We start from the raw sequence: 17,516 nt of genomic DNA, 5'->3' as shown, positions 1-17,516 counted from the left end.
TCTCCTTATTCATCGGCATTTCAAGAATCAGGTGAAAGCGATGAATGGCAATAATCTTATAGTGGCATTGATGATACTTTATTTATAAAAAAAGAGGTAAGTTACGCAGTATTCCGCTATCGAATGAGTCAGAACTGCACAGTTTAGTTCATTTTCACACCGGAATGAATCTATTTTGTTAAGAATATGATTGCTCTGAATCAAATCCCCCAATTTTCAGACTGATCCATAAATATGATGACGTCTACAATAATTATCCGTTATCAACCATTCATTATCAACTAAATTAACTATCTTTGCAGCCGAAATAAAAGATATACAGAGATTTAATGAAGACATTTGAAGAGCTTGGTGTTTCTCCGGAGATACGTAGAGCAATTGAAGAAATGGGATACGAGAATCCCATGCCGGTACAAGAGGAAGTGATTCCGTACCTTTTAGGAGAAAATAATGATGTAGTAGCTCTTGCACAGACAGGAACAGGTAAAACAGCCGCATTCGGTTTGCCTCTGCTCCAACAAATTGACGTAAAGAACAGAATCCCACAATCACTTATCCTCTGCCCTACCCGTGAGCTTTGTCTCCAAATAGCAGGAGATTTGAACGACTATTCCAAATACATTGATGGACTAAAAGTACTGCCTGTATATGGAGGTTCTTCCATTGACAGCCAGATACGCAGCCTGAAACGAGGCGTACATATCATCGTAGCCACTCCTGGACGTTTGCTGGACTTGATGGAACGCAAGACCGTTTCCCTATCCACCATCCGCAACGTTGTAATGGACGAAGCAGACGAGATGCTGAACATGGGATTTACAGATAGCATTAACGCTATTCTGGCTGATGTACCGCAAGAACGTAACACACTGCTTTTCTCCGCTACTATGAGCCCGGAAATTGCACGTATCTCCAAGAACTATTTACGTAACGCGAAAGAAATTACTATTGGCCGTAAGAACGAAAGTACCAACAACGTTAAACACGTAGTTTATACCGTACAAGCGAAAGATAAATACGAGGCTTTAAAACGCATTGTCGACTATTACCCGCAAATATACGGTATTATTTTCTGCCGTACCCGCAAGGAAACACAGGAAATTGCTGACAAATTAATGCAAGAAGGCTATAATGCCGACTCGCTGCATGGCGAACTTTCACAAGCACAACGAGACACTGTCATGCAAAAGTTCCGTATTTGTAATCTGCAGCTGCTTGTTGCTACGGATGTAGCAGCCCGTGGTCTGGATGTGGACGATTTGACTCACGTCATCAACTACGGCTTGCCTGATGATACAGAAAGCTACACTCACCGCAGCGGACGTACAGGACGTGCCGGAAAAACCGGTACTTCTATCGCTATCATCAATCTCCGCGAGAAGGGAAAGTTAAGAGAAATAGAACGAATTATCGGCAAGAAATTCATTACCGGAGAGATGCCGACTGCGGCAGGCATTTGCCAAAAGCAGTTGATTAAGGTTATTGACGACCTTGAAAAAGTAAAAGTAAATGAAGAAGAAATCGCAGGCTTCATGCCGGAAATCTATCGTAAACTAGAATGGTTGAGCAAGGAAGACCTGATAAAACGAGTGGTTTCGCACGAATTCAACCGTTTCGCAGAATATTACCGCCACCGCCCGGAAATAGAACAACCAACAATTGAAAGCCGTAGTGAACGTGCCAGAAAAAGTGACCGCAAAGAAAATGGTTTCGAAAAGAGAAGTCGGAAAGCTGCTCCAGGCTTCAACCGCCTATTCATCAATCTGGGTAAAACAGACAGTTTCTTCCCCAGTGATCTTATCGGCTTATTGAACAGTAATACACGCGGACGTATCGAGTTGGGACGCATTGACCTGATGCAGAACTTCTCTTTCTTCGAAGTACCTGAAAAAGAAACCGTCAATGTTCTAAAAGCTCTAAACCGTGCCAAATGGAATGGTCGTAAAGTTGTTGTAGAAGTCTCCAGTGAAGAAGGTGGAAAAGGACACGAAAACGGTTCGGGTGAACGCAAAGGCGGTAAAAGATCCGGTAAAAACGAAGAGCGCGCTCCACGCTATGAAAATAAAGACAGAAAATCTAAGGATGCTTCTGCCAAAGGTTCAAAATCCAGCAAGAAGGAAAAACCAAGCCGTGCAGAGCGGGGATATTCGGATGCCCGCGGACCGAAAAGGAAAGATAACTGGCAGGAATTTTTCAAAGATAAAGAACCCGACTTTAGTGAAGAAGGATGGGCGAGAAGAAAGCCCAAAAAGCAACTTTAATCTTCCGAGAAATTGAGGGTGTGTCAAAATGATAAACTATTCAAACCCTTGACACACCCCCACTCAATTATACTAATGAAAGTCCTTCTCTTTCAAATCTTTTTTTTTCATCTCTCTATACTGCCGCGGAGGCATTCCGAACTTTTGAGAAAACACTTTATAGAAAGTACCTCTATTCGTATAACCCGCCTTATTCATAATCTCCTCTACTGTAAGATTTGTAGTAAGCAACAGGCGTTCCGCTACCGTCAGACGATACTCTTTGATAATGTCAGCCGGAGTTTTATCCGTTACATTCTTCAATTTCCGATAAAACTGACGAGTGCTACACCCTAATGAAGCGCTCAACAACTCTACCGAAAGCTCCGGATTCTCCACATATTCATCTATCACTCGCATCATTTTCTCAAAGAACGACTTGTCTTCTTTATGCAAAAGATGCCCGTCTTCCAGTTTAAAAGCACTATAAATAGAGCTATAATACTCTTTCATATCCTCTTTACGCCTAATCTGCCTTTCTACAATCTTCTCTAGATATTCGACATTAAAAGGTTTTGTAACGTATGCCTCCGCACCCGATTCGATTCCTTTCACTTGCTCATCAATATAATTAAGTGCCGAGAGCAATACTAGCGGAATATGACTCAACAATTTATCTTCCTTCACAATCTTCGCAAATGCCCGTCCATCCATATCCGGCATCATCACATCCGATAAAATCAAGTCCGGTTGTTTCAGTTTCAGCTGTTCCAACGCCTCCTGAGCACTATTAAACGGCTGCACATTATATTTACCCGCAAAAATTTCTGTCACAAACCACAACATAGAAGGATCATCATCAATAATCATTATAGTCTGCCTAGAAGCGTCATAATCTGCAACAATATCCTTCTTCTGCTCTACTGGTTTATCGCTAATTGGCATTACTTGCTTCTTCAGTTCCTTCAATTCTCCTGATTTCGCATCAGTGACAGTCAACATCGGCAAAACAACCTCAAAAGTCGTCACCTCTTCCGGTATGCTCATCACGCGAATCTCTCCAGCAAGCAGATTCACCATACTATGACAAATAGCCAGTCCCAAGCCATTTCTCGGGAAAGCTTCGTTCTTATTCTGCGTTTCAAAATCATCCAGAATCTTATAGCGGTCGAATATCTTATCCAGATTCTCCTTCTTAATTCCCTTACCTGAATTGGATACACGGATACAAAGCCTTTCTCCTTCAATACATTGCTCCACAGTTATCTTACCGCCATCGGAGGTATATTTGAAGGCATTCGATATCAAATTATTGACAATTTTACTCAAGCAACTCACATCTGTATTCCAGCGATCTCCCTCCTCAATATTTAGTTGATAATCCACCTTTCTACTTTCCACCCATTCACCAAAAGATTCGGCAATGCCCCGAGTATGCTCATCCACAGCTACCTCTTGTATATCCAATACCTTATGCCCTGTTTCTAACCGACGAAATTCTATCAATTCTTGAATCAGCGAATTCAGTTTCTGTGCATTCTGTTGAACCAAATCAGCATATTTACGGATATATCCATCTGTTCCGGCATAAGACAGAATCTTCTCACAAGGTCCTGATATTAAAGTAAGAGGCGTACAAAATTCATGTGTGATATTTGTAAAGAACCTTAATTTAGATTCATAAATTTCATCTCGTTTTTGTCGGTTCAGTTTCTCAATAATAATATCCCGTTTCCGACGATAGCGACGAATAGCCATATAAACAAGCCCCCAAAGCAAAAGAAGAAACAGCAAGAAATATCCCCAATAAGCTAATTGTGTCATATACCAAGGAGGAGCAATACGAATGACCAAAGAGTACGGCTTGCTTTCTTTACCCATAATATTACTCCGGCATTTCACCCAAAGAGTGTATTGACCGGGTGGAAGATTGGAGAAAACAGCCGTTGTAGAAGAGCCGTTCTCTATCCAATTATTGCTTAGTCCGTCTATCATATAAGAATAAGTATAATTATTACCATTGATATAATCGACAGCTACAAAAGATAAATTGAAAAAATTCTGGCTATAATCCAGTTCCAATACTTCCACATCTTTATCTTGCCGCAAAAAATGATAAATATTATATTCTTTTCCAAAGATAGATAGACGGTAAAACTGCAATTTCGGCATATATTCCATAGCCGTAAGATCGTTTTCATTGATAGTAATAAATCCGTTTGTTCCACCGAAGAAGAGAGTCCCTGTACGCTCGTCCTTAAAGAAAGCACCATCACTGAACTCTGTGACTTCCAGATTATTCTGCCGATTATAAGCCTGGACAGTATTTGCCTCAATATTAAACCGTACCACCCCTTGATTGGTACTTAGCCAAAGATTATGTTCGCCATCTTCCAAAATGCCGTGAACCGTATTATTGGGGAATCCATCTGCCTCATTATATACCCGATAATTACCGGGCGACTGCATGTGTGTCAACCCAAAACTAGTACCCAACCAATAGCCTTTTTTATTTGAAAGAATGGCAAAAATATCATTTACAGCCTGGTTACTGACTTCCTGGTCAAAACGAAATGGCATCATCACCTCCGTCTTCACATTCATCCGGTAAGCACCATAACCACGATTACCAAACCATAGAATGGAATCATTTTCCTGATGAGACGTAAAAAAGTAATTAGAAGCTCTTCTCCCTCCATCTAACACAATTCTTCGGGTAAACATAACTTTAGGTTCTCCATCAGAAACGTTCAGTACAATTTTCACAATTCCCTCACCTACAGTAGCCACCCAAATCGTACTGTCATTCAATTCACATATAGAGTGCACATATCTCAACGTCTTACCGTCAACCATAACAGGAAACTCTTTTACTTTTCTCTCCCGATAAGAATAATAGTTCATCCCATGCTCCGTTCCTATCCACAGTCGATTCCAACAACTAGGAGCAAAACAGTAAACGGAATTATCCGTCAACGAACTATTCCCTGTATGCAACCGTTCCACATCAAACTTTCCTCCCGTATCTGGAGCATAACGGAGCATACGCAAAATTCCATCTCCTTTAGTCCCTACCCATAACGTTTGTTCATCATCCAAAAACAAAGCCCGCACCGGAGTGTTAATTTGATAGTCAGAAGTATCCAATAAAGTATTCCGAATAGAAAAATGGTCGATGAAATACATATATACCCCCTGTCCATCAGTTCCCACCCAAATAATATCCTGAAATCGATCTTTAAACAGACAGAAAATGCCGGATTCAATGCCGATTGATTGCATGACATATTTAACCTTACTGTCGGACTGATATTTCAAGCAAATCAATCCACTGCTTTTGAAACCGACATAATAATCATCTCTTTGCTTGACAATAGAAGAGACCTGCCCTCGCTGAGCTATCTCCTCTTTCAAATCAGCTATGAAATATTTATTCCGGCTACGCAAATCATACTCATAAAGATCATAAGCACCGTCAATAAAATAAACCAAATCTCCTTCTCCTGATGTCCAAAACAACTCTCCCTCCTGCTCAAACAACGACTGAAGAATAAGTTCCGGGATACTATCTTCCTTCTTTTCAATAACATAACTACGGACATCACCACTAGAAGAAAAAATCCATAGAACATTCGCACTATCCACACATATATACTGTATATCCTCAAAAGCTAACCGCTTTGCATTCAAACGGTGGAATTTAAGTCCTTTCCGATCAAAATAATAAATATAACCGTCATCCTTAATGACCAAGACATCATTCTCCCGCGTTTTTGCCATACAGCTAATATCCTGAAAGTCTTTAAACCGCTGAACAGTCTGCAAATGAGTATCGAAACGGTCGAGTCCATAATTCGTCTGTATCCATAAAACATGGTCTTCCGCTTCCATTATATTATCAATCAAGTTACCTGACAAATTGTTCCGGACATCAACAGGCTTATACAAACGGAGTTCAGTCCCATCAAACACATTTAATCCATCACACGAACCAATCCAGATCAATCCATCACAATCCTGACAAATAGAAAGAATGGCGCTATTAGACAATCCGTTTTTGCTGGAAAACTGACGCAAACTATATGCTGTAGCCTCAACATCCAACAGACTCCACCAACCGATAACGAGAAAAAAGAAAAATCGAGAAAGATATGTTTTTCCCATAAGCAACAAAGTATTTCATTCAATAGCAAAGGATGCAGTTCATTAATACAAAAGTAATAAAGAAACTTCTTACACCAATAATAAACAGATAATAAATTGCACGATTTTCCGCCATTTCCTCCTCAATTCCTGCCATTTTATCAAGAAAAGACATAAATGGCATAAATTCGTACATACATTCCTCAGCACCCCCCCCATATTTGCAACGTCTGATTTTCATAACGGTCAAGACACTATTTTATATTAACCATTAAACACTAATACGTATGACCTAAAAGTACTCTCCATTCAAAATCAAAACTAGCATCAGAGAATTTTAATCATTTAATTTAATTCCTTAAATCAAAACAAGGTATGACTTGTAGAAAGTATAAACTTTTGTTTTTCAGTCTCGCTATAGCCTCTTTATTTATTCTGGCGCCCGACATTAATGCCGGACAGGCGAGCATATTGAGCACTTCGCAAACGAAGAATACCCTCGTAAAAGGAACGGTAAAAGATGCATCCGGTGAACCTCTCATCGGAGTAAGCGTAAGTGTAAAAGGCAAGTCGGGAATCGGAACAATTACAGACATCAACGGCAACTTCTCCATTCAATGTGACGCCAATGATACACTAGTTTTTTCGTACATCGGCTATGCTACTCTAGAGTTTCCGGTTAACGGAAAGAGTTCTCTTTCCATTAGCATGAAAGAAGACACGAAAGTCCTCGATGAAGTTATTGTAGTAGGATATGGCACAACAACCCGTAAAAGTGCGGTAGGTGCGGTAGACCAAGTAAAAGCCGACATGATTGAAAACCGTCCGGTGGCAAACATGACTCAGGCATTGCAAGGAGCAGCACCGAACGTTATCATACAGCAACGTAACCACAACCCGAATGATAACAAAACGAATTTCAATATCCGTGGTATCAGTACGCTGAATGACAATAGCCCTCTATTTGTGATAGACGGACTGGTAGCTGACGGTGAAAGCTTCAATAAGCTGAATCCGATGGACATCGAAAACATCTCTATTTTGAAAGATGCAGGAACGGCCGCTATCTACGGTTCACGTTCTTCCAACGGTGTAGTAGTGGTGACCACCAAAAAAGGGAAAAAGAACCAGCGTCCGGTAGTCCGCTTGAGCGGCATGATAGGTTGGGAAAATCCGGACATCCTGTTCTCTCCGGTAGCAGGCTATCAAAACGCAACACTGAGAAATCTTGCAGAAACCAATGCAGGCAATGCTCCCAAGTATACTCCTGACCAAATCCGCGATTTAGCCGCTCATCAGAATGAAGAGAGCTGGTTCTTTGACCAGATTATGCGAACAGCCATGCAACAGAATTATAACCTAAGCGTATCCGGAGGTAGCGAACACTCTACTTACATGATTTCAATGGGTTATTACGATCAGGAAAGCAACTATGTAGGAAACGACTCTTTCGGTGTTCAACGCTACAACTTCCGCACAAGTCTGAGTACTGAGCTCGGACGCTTCAAACTGACCGGAATCCTTGCTTATGCCCGCAACAACAGTGTAAGCACTACCGGAGGAAGCCTGGAAGTAGATGCCGCCCGCACCCCGACCTACTATTACTATAAAATGAAATCAGCAGACGGACGATACCTACTGAATGATATATTGTCCGAGTTCAACCCACTGGGACAGTTGGAAGCGGGTGGAAGAAATAAATACCGTAATAACTACATCAACACAAACGTTTCCGCCGAAATGAAGATTATTGACGGATTAAAATTGAAAGGAGTGTTCGGTGCTGACATCATGAACGACACACGTTTTACCAGGAATCATGCAGTGGCTTATTATAGTAGCGAAGAAGCCACAGAACCGCGTCCAATCAAAAAAGAGAACAACAAAACCAGTAACTGGAACAGTAACGCCTATCTTATCAATACTCAACTGCTATTGGATTACAACAAAACATTCGGCAAGCATACGGTCAACGGTCTAGTAGGATTGACCAACGAGTCATACACACAAAGCAGTAACGAAATAGAAAAGAAGTATGTAGACCCCGATTTAGGTATTGCTACTGACGAAACAACCAGTGAGCCGGGAAACATCACAGGAAAAACTTCCGTTGACGACAGTAACCGCACCAGCATAACCTCTTTCCTTGGACGTGCAGGTTATTCGTATGCCGACAGATATTATGCAGAATTCAGTTTTCGCTACGACGGAGCTTCTAAGTTCCACAAGGATTATCGTTGGGGCTTTTTCCCCTCAGTTTCCTTGGGGTGGCGCCCTACAGAAGAATCCTTCATGGAGTTTTATAAAGAAAAGATAGGCGACTTGAAGTTACGAGCCTCTTATGGTATCTTGGGCAGTCAAGCAATCGGTACTTACGATCGTTTTACCGTATATGACGTGTATGACAACAGCTATGCCTACAATAACAAAACGGTATCGGGAGCCGGATTCAAACTGGGACTAGAAAATCTGACTTGGGAAAAAACCCAAACATTCAATATCGGTGTCGATGCCTCTTTCCTACAAAACAGTCTGACTGTCACTTTCGATTACTTCCATAAAAGAACGAATGACATCTTAATGAAACCGCTGATTTCTTCCGTATTCGGTACGGAAATGCCTATGGCAAATATCGGCAAGATGCAAAATCAGGGATGGGATCTATCTGTCAACTATCGATTGAAAACTGGGGCGTTTACTCACAATTTCAACTTTAATTTGGGAGATTCTTGGAACAAGGTATTGGAATTCCCCGGAGACGAACAAATTACCCAAGTGGAAGAGTTAAGCCGTATCATCCGGGTCGGTGTTCCCTTGAACTCTTATTATGGCTATAAGATGGCAGGATTTTTCCAAAGTTACGATGAAATTGAAGCGTCTGCCATACCAGTAGGAGCTAAGGTACAACCCGGAGATATTAAATTTGTAGACCGAAATGACGACGGTATCATCGACTCAAAAGATAAGTTTATTCTTGGTAATGCCTTCCCACGTTATACTTTCGGATTCACCTACGGTCTGAACTGGAAAGGGATCGATTTCAGTATGTTCTGGCAAGGAGTAGGCAAACGTGACATGATGTTGCGTGGTGAATTGATAGAACCATATCACGCCAACTACTCTTATACCATTTATAAACATCAACTGGATTTCTGGACACCAACCAATACCGAGGCCCGCTGGCCAAGATTAGCAGCGCCAGGTTCTGACTCCAACAGAAACAACTACGGCAATGGAAACGGCTCCGACCTCTTCTTGCTAGACGGTAAATACTTGCGGTTGAAAAACCTCACGATTGGTTATACCCTGCCCAAAGAATGGACTAAACATTTGGGAATGCAAAAAGCCCGCTTGTATATAAACGGTCAGAACTTACTGACATTCAGCAACAACTCGTTTATAGACCCGGAATCATCCGAATTTGATTCCAAAATGAGCACAAGCGGTGCCAATAGTGGGCGTTCGTATCCTACTCTGCGTTATTTCGGATTTGGTGTAGACATTGAATTTTAATCAAACAACAGTATGAAAAGATATAAACTTCTCTATTTAGTGGCTGGGGTTGCTTCCGTGCTGATGACCGGTTGCAACGATATGGAAAATATCCCGTCCAACAAATTCACGGACAACAGCTTCTGGAACTCCACAGAGAAAGCACAATACGTAGTTAACATGGCCTACAGCCAAATGTACAATGCCGGAAGAATGTGGCAGGACGAAAGTCTGAGTGACAATGTATTCGACGGAAGAAATGTAACCGACCCGCGTGCCATTCGCAAAGGTATGGGCACTCCTTCTTTAGAACTCTTTAAAAATGAATGGAAGGATCTATACGGTGGTATCAAAACCTGCCATGTGTTTCTGGAGAAAGTAGATCTGGTTCCGGGAATGAATGTAGCTGTCAAAGCACGCATGATTGCCGAAATTCGTTTTATCCGTGCCTTTATCTATTTCCGGCTAACTAATCTGTATGGAGATGTGCCATTCTTTGACAAAGATATTACAATTGATGAATCCAACTCCATTGCCCGTACTCCACGTGCTACCATCATCAGCTTCATCCATCAGGAATTAGAAGATATAGCAAACGCACTTCCCACCCGTGACCAATTGCAAGATGCTGAACAAGGCAAGATTACCAAAGGAGCGGTCAGTGCTCTACAGGCAAGAGTCTACCTAATGGACAGTGACTGGGATAACGTTATCAAATATTGCGATAATCTGATAAAGAAACAGAATGAATATGGCACATACAGCCTTCTCCCCACTTATCGTAGTGTTTTTGAAGAAACCAACGAATATAATCAGGAGATTATTCTAGACCGTGCATACGTTCCTTTCCTACTGACATGGGGTGAGATGTCAGATATGGCTCCGCTATCAGTTGGTGCACGTCTTTGTAACCGCGCTCCGCAACAATCGTTGGTAGACAGTTATTTAATGGTAGATGGCAAAGCATTCAATGAAAATAGCCCGTTATACAATCCAAGTACTCCGTATGCCAACCGCGATTTGCGGCTGACCGCCACTGTTGTTTATGACGGTTATGACTGGAGTAAGAATGTTTCGGACGGCAGTACAGGAACTATCATTCAAATCAATCCGCAATCCAACACAGTGGATAAGTATGAAGCCGGAAGTAACAAAACTGCTACCGGATATTACACCCGCAAATACTATAGCCCACAAGCAAAAGGTGATATGAATTCTGGGGTAAATCTTAGCATCATACGTTATGCCGATATTTTGTTAATGTATGCAGAGGCTCAATTTGAGAAAGGAAACATGGATGCTACTATCTGGAATCAGACCATACTCCCACTCCGAAACAGAGCTGGATTCACAGAAGAAGCAAAAGCTTATCCTACCGAAAAGACAGAAGCGGAAATGAGACAAATCATCCGTAACGAACGCCGTTGCGAACTAGCCCTCGAAGGATTGAGATGGTATGATATCAAACGCTGGAAAGCCGGAAAAGAATACCTTGAAGGATATGTTTATGGCGCAAACTTCAACAACGGTAATCCTATCCGACTGGATAAACGTCAGTTCGACGAAAACAGAGATTATTTATGGGCAGTTCCTCAAAGCCAAATCAACCTGAATCCGAATCTAGCCCCTAACAATCCCGGATATTCTAACTAATCACCCTATTAAAAGGAAATTAATATGAAAACAAAAATAACAAAAGTAGTCGCCTTATTCACTACATTAGCAATCATCTTCTCATGTACGGAAGATATGGAATACAGAGATACGGCAGTAAGCCCGGTGAATCAACTTTATGAACCAATCAGCGGAAAAAGTGTAGAACTAGTAGCATCTGCTACCGCTTCCCTATTCTTCGAATGGGAAGCAGCGAAAGCTGAAGACAGTGGCTCACCGCTCTACGAAATCGTTTTCGACAAAGAAGGGGGAAACTTTTCTAATCCTCTTTACAAAGTATTGTCTGACAACAACGGGGCGCGCAATTACGCGACTATCAGTCATAAAACACTGAATAAAATAGGTGCAGCAGCAGGATTGAACAGTGGAGAGACAGGTACAATTATCTGGACGGTCATCGCATCACGCGGTCTGAGCACGGCAATGAGCAATGTCTCACATAAACTGACGATCACCCGTATGCTCGGATTTGCAGAGGTTCCATCTCAATTATTTCTCACCGGTGAAGCAACCGAAGGGGGAAGTGATATCAGTCAAGCAGTACCTTGTTCCTCACCCGAACAGGAAACATTTGAAATCTTTACCCGTTTGAAAGGAGGAAAAAGCTATAAGCTGGTAGATAAAACCAATGACAACGCAAACTATTTCTACATTGATGGAAATAGAATTGTAGAAGGCGAAGGCGAAACGACAGTAGAAAAAGACGGAATCTATCGCATCACTATGGACTTCTCTATTGCTTCAGTCTCTATTCAGGAAGTAAAATCAGTAGGAGTATTTTTCTGCCCGAGCAACAAGGTTATTTTCGAGCTGTCTTACAAAGGTAACGGAATATTTGAAGGAGAAGGCAAAGTAACGTTTAAACAGGAAAGCTGGGGAAAAGACCAACGTTACAAACTGTTGATGTCTTACAGCGATAAAGATATGTATTGGGGAACATTGAATGACGTAGATTCATCTCCGAACGGAGCTGGTCAAGAAGATTCATATTACTTTATCAAAGAATATGGAATCAATGAAGGTAATGAACCGCAATGGAATCACAAATGGAAATTTGACAATCAGTTTGATGGTAGCATGACCAAAGTCACCGTTAAATTCAACGGAGCAAACTATACACATTTTGTATCTCTCGGAGACGGTGTATCTCCTGAAGAACCGGAAACAACTCCTAAAAACTTATTCTTGACAGGTGAAGCCAGTGAAGGGGGAAATGATATCAGTAAAGCCGTGCAATACAATAAACTGGGAGAAGGCATATTTGAAATATTCACCCGGCTGCAAGGAGGAAAGACTTATAAGATGGCTTCTTCTCAAGAAGCAGATGCAAAGTTCTTCTATATAGAAGATGGAGAGATTAAAAGTGGAGACGGAATTACCACTGTCGAAAAAGACGGAATTTATCGTGTTAAGGTAGATTTCTCCAACAAATCAGTCATTACAAAAGAAATTAAATCAATGGGACTATGGCACTGCTGGGATCGAAATGTCCTTCTTGACTTACCCTATATAGGAAATGGAGTATTTGAGGGAACAGGTACAATAAGTCCTAGTAATAATGACAATCGTTACAAACTCCTAATGGTATATGCGGACGATAGCGAATTGATTTGGGGCACCAAAAACGACACAGACGTAGTACCAGGAGCAAACCCAGATCCATCCTATTTCTATATCATGGAAACAAATGATAATGCAGAAGCAGGTCAATGGGATCGTAAATGGAAATTTAATGATGGAATCATAGGAAATAATACAAAAGTTCGTGTTATTTTTACCGGTGAAAATTACACCCATTCTATAGAACCAGTTAATTAAGAAGATGTATGAAAAAACTATTATTATGTGTCCCGTTCCTCGCGCTGATGTTCCAAAGTTGCAGCAACATCGAAGACGAGTATATGTACGACAAGGGGCTTTATACAATCAACTGGGAAGCAGCAGCAGACAGTAGCTCGGTCACCATAATTAACCGTTTCTGGAATGAAACGGGCAATTACTTCAACTATGAAAGCGACGGTTATGACGAAACTTTTCATTACTGGCCGCAAGCGCATGCTATGGACGTATTGATTGATGCCTATATTCGTACTCATGATGCTAAATATAAAGACTGCTTCGACAAGTGGTATGCTGGCATCAATTCCAAAAACGGCGGAAGTTATTGGAATAACTTCTACGATGACATGGAATGGATTGCCCTGACCATGATACGTTTGTATGAAGTCACCGATGAAGCTAAATATCTGGATACAGCCAAGCAACTTTGGAATTGGATTAAGGAAGGTTGGAATGAAGAATACTGCAACGGTGGTATCGCATGGAACCACGGTGATGTATGGAGCAAGAATGCCTGTTCCAACGGTCCTGCCGGCCTCATCGCCTGTCGCTTATATCAAATAGAAAAAGTGGAGGAATACAAAGAATGGGCTATCAAGATTTACCAATGGGAAAGAGAACATCTGTTCAATCCTGCCACAGGAGCTGTCTACGACAATATAGACGGAAGAACGGATAACTTAAATACTCTGACATTGAGTTATAACCAAGGGACATTTCTCGGAACAGCCCACGAACTGTTTAAGATTACAGGAGAAGCATCATATTTGAAAGACGCCCGTAAAGCCGCTTATTTCGGAATCAGTGACGGCAGTATGATTGACGCAGGAAACAATCTTCTCCGAGACGAAGGAAACGGTGATGGCGGACTGTTCAAAGGAATATTCATCCGTTATTTTGTGAAACTCATTTTAGATGATAATTTGGAACCCATTTATCAGAAGAAGTTTATCACCTTCTTCAATAACAATGCGGATATATTATGGAGAAAAGGCGTCAACAAGTCCGACCTTCTCTACGGAAGTAGTTGGGCTAAAGGAGCCGAAGGCAGCACTCAACTGACCATACAGACAAGCGGCTGCACCCTGATAGAAGCAAAAGCTTATTACGAAAAATATAAAAAATAACAAGAAACATGCGAATTATTGAAACCGTACTGTGTGCTGCTTTCCTCACCGGATGCGCACCAAAGGGGAATAGTAATCCAAACATCAATTTAGAGAGAGCCCAGCAAACGCTGGACTCCCTCTATGTTCACTATTCAGTACCCAACACTTGTCTGCTTCGCGAAAATTTTCCTTTTGACGAGAAGCACAAAGTCACTTATCTGGCATCAGAAGAACAAGCTAACGTGCCAAACGCCTATTCGTATCTCTGGCCTTACTCCGGAACATTCTCCGCAGTAAATGCACTGTTCGAAGCCACTCAAAACAAAGAATTTCAAAAACTACTGGACGAACGGGTATTACCGGGACTTGATGAGTATTTTGACACTGCACGCACTCCCAATGCTTATTCGTCGTATGTGCGTACCGCTCCTGTGTCAGACCGTTTTTATGACGACAATGTATGGTTAGGCATTGATTTTACAGACACTTACCAACTCACCCAAAACAAAAAATATTTGGACAAAGCCACACTTATATGGGATTTTATAGAAAGCGGAACAGATAGTGTGCTCGGAGGCGGGATCTATTGGTGCGAGCAGAAAAAAGAATCGAAGAACACCTGTTCAAATGCTCCTGGTTCTGTTTTTGCGCTAAAACTATTCAAAGCAACAAACGACAGCAGTTATTTCAAAAAAGGTAAAGCGTTGTACGAATGGACTAAAGAACATTTGCAAGATAGTACAGATTATCTATATTTCGACAATATTCGTTTGGATGGAAAAATCGGAAAAGCCAAATTCGCTTACAACAGCGGACAAATGATGCAGTCCGCTGCCCTCCTTTACCAACTGACGAACAATCCGGTTTATCTGAAAGAAGCTCAAAGCATTGCCAAAGAGTGTTACAACTACTTCTTTTATGATTTTACACCCGTATCCGGAGAACCATTCAAAATGATAAAGAAAGGAGATATCTGGTTTACTGCCGTGATGCTCAGAGGATTCATCGAACTTTATCATCTTGACAAGAATAAAACATATCTCGATGCCTTTAACAAAAGTCTCGATTATGCCTGGGAGAACGCACGTGATGAAAAAGGACTGTTCCATACAGACCTCAGCGGCAATAAAAAAGACAATAAAAAATGGCTGCTGACACAAGCTGCCATGATAGAGATGTACAGTCGGCTTTCTGCCTTTGAATAAACTACTGTAGAACATTAATAAATGATAAAAAGAAATATGATAAAAAGAAACGCACGACTTTGCACCCTTGCGACAGTTCTATTTATCGGAAGCAATATGAACGCTTCCACTTTCATTTGTCCTAAGGACAATACCATGATTGCCAAGCAAGCAGAAATTACCGGAAAGTATAAAAGCCAGCGTCCGGCTAAAAAAGACCGTTTATTCACTTCACAGGCAGTAGAAGCTGAAATCTTGAGAGTGAAGAACCTGCTGACCAACAGCAAACTTGCCTGGATGTTCGAGAACTGTTTTCCCAACACATTGGAAACAACCGTACACTATCGCACCACCGATGGCAAACCGGATACTTTTGTCTATACCGGAGACATCCATGCCATGTGGCTTCGTGATTCGGGAGCTCAAGTGTGGCCATATATCCAGCTAGCTCATAAAGACCCGGAATTAAAGAAAATGCTCGAGGGCGTTATCCGCCGCCAATTCAAATGTATCAATATCGACCCTTACGCAAATGCTTTCAACGACGGAGCTAAAGGGGGCGACTGGATGACAGACCTGACGGACATGAAGCCGGAACTGCACGAACGTAAATGGGAGATTGACTCTCTCTGCTATCCCCTCCGCCTGGCTTATCAGTATTGGAAAGAGACGGGAGACGCCAGTATTTTTGATAATGAATGGATTCAAGCCGTCATCAATATCCTGAGAACATTCAAAGAGCAACAGAGAAAAGAGGGAGTAGGTCCTTATAAATTCCAGAGAAAAACGGAACGTGCGCTTGATACGCTGAACAACGACGGGCTGGGCGCTCCGGTAAATCCTGTAGGATTAATCGTTTCGGCTTTCCGTCCTTCCGATGATGCTACCACCCTTCAATTTCTGGTTCCTTCCAACTTCTTTGCAGTTACTTCACTCCGGAAAGCTGCTGAAATATTAGAGACTGTCAATCAAAAGACCGAATTGGCAACACAATGCAGCGAACTGGCACAGGAAGTGGAAACGGCTCTGAAACAATATGCAACCTATAATCATCCCAAATACGGCACAATCTACGCTTTCGAAGTCGATGGATTCGGAAATCATTTCCTTATGGATGATGCCAATGTACCAAGCCTGCTGGCAATGCCATATTTGGGCGATGTAGATGTGAACGACCCGATCTATCAAAATACCCGCCGCTTTGTATGGAGTAAAGACAATCCTTACTTCTTTAAAGGAAAAGCCGGAGAAGGTATCGGGGGGCCGCATATTGGTTATGATATGATATGGCCCATGAGTATTATGATGAAAGCCTTTACAAGCCAAGATGACCAAGAAATCAAAGAATGCATCCAAATGCTAATAAATACAGATGCAGGCACAGGATTCATGCACGAATCTTTCCATAAAGATAATCCTGAGAAGTTCACACGTGCGTGGTTTGCATGGCAGAATACATTGTTCGGCGAACTGATACTCAAGCTAGTAAACGAAGGAAAAATTGATTTACTGAATAGTATTCAATAAATAGGGATATTCCTAAAATAATAAAATTTAAGGCAACTAATTCATTGCGAGTTAGTTGCCTTTTTTGTATCTTTAAGCATTCCCCCCAAAAAACGGTTTGACGGCCAAAACGGGGGTAATTAAAAATAAAAACACATGGTAAAGATACAAAAAATCTCAGAAATCGAACCTTGTTTAGGTTTTACCGAGTTCGATATGCTTAAAAAATATCGTCAAAGTTTTGCAACGAGTGAATTAGGTCGCCTCCATTCTCTGTTCCCTTTCTCGGAACTGGCCCGACAAATGCATTTGAAGTCCTCTCCTTTTGG

8 protein-coding genes and 1 pseudogene are annotated in these 17,516 nt (G+C 41.6%); 8 read left to right on the top strand and 1 reads right to left on the bottom strand.

The genetic code is table 11. The features are described from left to right. Positions 1-329: 329 nt before the first annotated feature. Positions 330-2,261: a DEAD/DEAH box helicase gene (locus HMPREF0106_RS03465; protein WP_008641670.1), complete on the top strand. Its 1,932-nt coding sequence runs from the start codon at positions 330-332 to the stop codon at positions 2,259-2,261. 72 nt (positions 2,262-2,333) lie between these two features. Here HMPREF0106_RS03465 and HMPREF0106_RS03470 read toward each other — a convergent pair whose 3' ends face one another. After that, positions 2,334-6,404 (bottom strand): two-component regulator propeller domain-containing protein, encoded by a 4,071-nt coding sequence (locus tag HMPREF0106_RS03470; RefSeq protein ID WP_004313809.1) that lies wholly within the window; start codon positions 6,402-6,404, stop codon positions 2,334-2,336. A 354-nt stretch (positions 6,405-6,758) separates the two neighbouring features. Here HMPREF0106_RS03470 and HMPREF0106_RS03475 point away from each other — a divergent pair, with 354 nt between their 5' ends. From HMPREF0106_RS03475 to HMPREF0106_RS28350, 7 genes and pseudogenes are all read left to right on the top strand, one after another. Then, positions 6,759-9,896 (top strand): SusC/RagA family TonB-linked outer membrane protein, encoded by a 3,138-nt coding sequence (locus HMPREF0106_RS03475; RefSeq protein ID WP_008015620.1) that lies wholly within the window; start codon positions 6,759-6,761, stop codon positions 9,894-9,896. Positions 9,897-9,908: 12 nt separating this feature from the next. Next, positions 9,909-11,528: a RagB/SusD family nutrient uptake outer membrane protein gene (locus HMPREF0106_RS03480; RefSeq protein ID WP_009040949.1), complete on the top strand. Its 1,620-nt coding sequence runs from the start codon at positions 9,909-9,911 to the stop codon at positions 11,526-11,528. Between the two features lie 24 nt (positions 11,529-11,552). Then, positions 11,553-13,367 carry a SusE domain-containing protein gene (locus HMPREF0106_RS03485; protein ID WP_004317655.1) on the top strand — a complete coding sequence of 605 codons (1,815 nt, stop codon included), beginning with the start codon at positions 11,553-11,555 and terminating at the stop codon, positions 13,365-13,367. Between the two features lie 8 nt (positions 13,368-13,375). Beyond that, the gene (locus tag HMPREF0106_RS03490; RefSeq protein ID WP_004317658.1) at positions 13,376-14,515 is read left to right on the top strand and encodes a glycoside hydrolase family 76 protein; all 1,140 of its coding nucleotides are present in this window, start codon (positions 13,376-13,378) and stop codon (positions 14,513-14,515) included. Positions 14,516-14,523: 8 nt separating this feature from the next. Continuing rightward, on the top strand, positions 14,524-15,702 hold the full coding sequence (locus HMPREF0106_RS03495) for a glycoside hydrolase family 76 protein (protein WP_004317660.1): 1,179 nt from the start codon (positions 14,524-14,526) through the stop codon (positions 15,700-15,702). A gap of 36 nt (positions 15,703-15,738) precedes the next feature. Further along, positions 15,739-17,208 carry a glycoside hydrolase family 125 protein gene (locus tag HMPREF0106_RS03500; protein ID WP_008641652.1) on the top strand — a complete coding sequence of 490 codons (1,470 nt, stop codon included), beginning with the start codon at positions 15,739-15,741 and terminating at the stop codon, positions 17,206-17,208. A gap of 135 nt (positions 17,209-17,343) precedes the next feature. Next, positions 17,344-17,516: pseudogene (locus tag HMPREF0106_RS28350) on the top strand (DDE transposase); the annotation flags it as partial.

It is taken from the genome of Bacteroides sp. D22 (assembly GCF_000163675.1).
Classification (GTDB): domain Bacteria; phylum Bacteroidota; class Bacteroidia; order Bacteroidales; family Bacteroidaceae; genus Bacteroides; species Bacteroides xylanisolvens.
Note: the sequence above shows the minus strand (reverse complement) of the source record. Positions and strands in the feature narration are given on the sequence as shown.

Bases quoted from the DNA above. Each gene is read 5' to 3' on its own strand.
- HMPREF0106_RS03465 (WP_008641670.1), top strand. From the start codon at position 330: ATGAAGACATTTGAAGAGCTTGGTGTTTCTCCGGAGATACGTAGAGCA.
- HMPREF0106_RS03470 (WP_004313809.1), bottom strand. From the start codon at position 6,404: ATGGGAAAAACATATCTTTCTCGATTTTTCTTTTTTCTCGTTATCGGT.
- HMPREF0106_RS03475 (WP_008015620.1), top strand. From the start codon at position 6,759: ATGACTTGTAGAAAGTATAAACTTTTGTTTTTCAGTCTCGCTATAGCC.
- HMPREF0106_RS03480 (WP_009040949.1), top strand. From the start codon at position 9,909: ATGAAAAGATATAAACTTCTCTATTTAGTGGCTGGGGTTGCTTCCGTG.
- HMPREF0106_RS03485 (WP_004317655.1), top strand. From the start codon at position 11,553: ATGAAAACAAAAATAACAAAAGTAGTCGCCTTATTCACTACATTAGCA.
- HMPREF0106_RS03490 (WP_004317658.1), top strand. From the start codon at position 13,376: ATGAAAAAACTATTATTATGTGTCCCGTTCCTCGCGCTGATGTTCCAA.
- HMPREF0106_RS03495 (WP_004317660.1), top strand. From the start codon at position 14,524: ATGCGAATTATTGAAACCGTACTGTGTGCTGCTTTCCTCACCGGATGC.
- HMPREF0106_RS03500 (WP_008641652.1), top strand. From the start codon at position 15,739: ATGATAAAAAGAAACGCACGACTTTGCACCCTTGCGACAGTTCTATTT.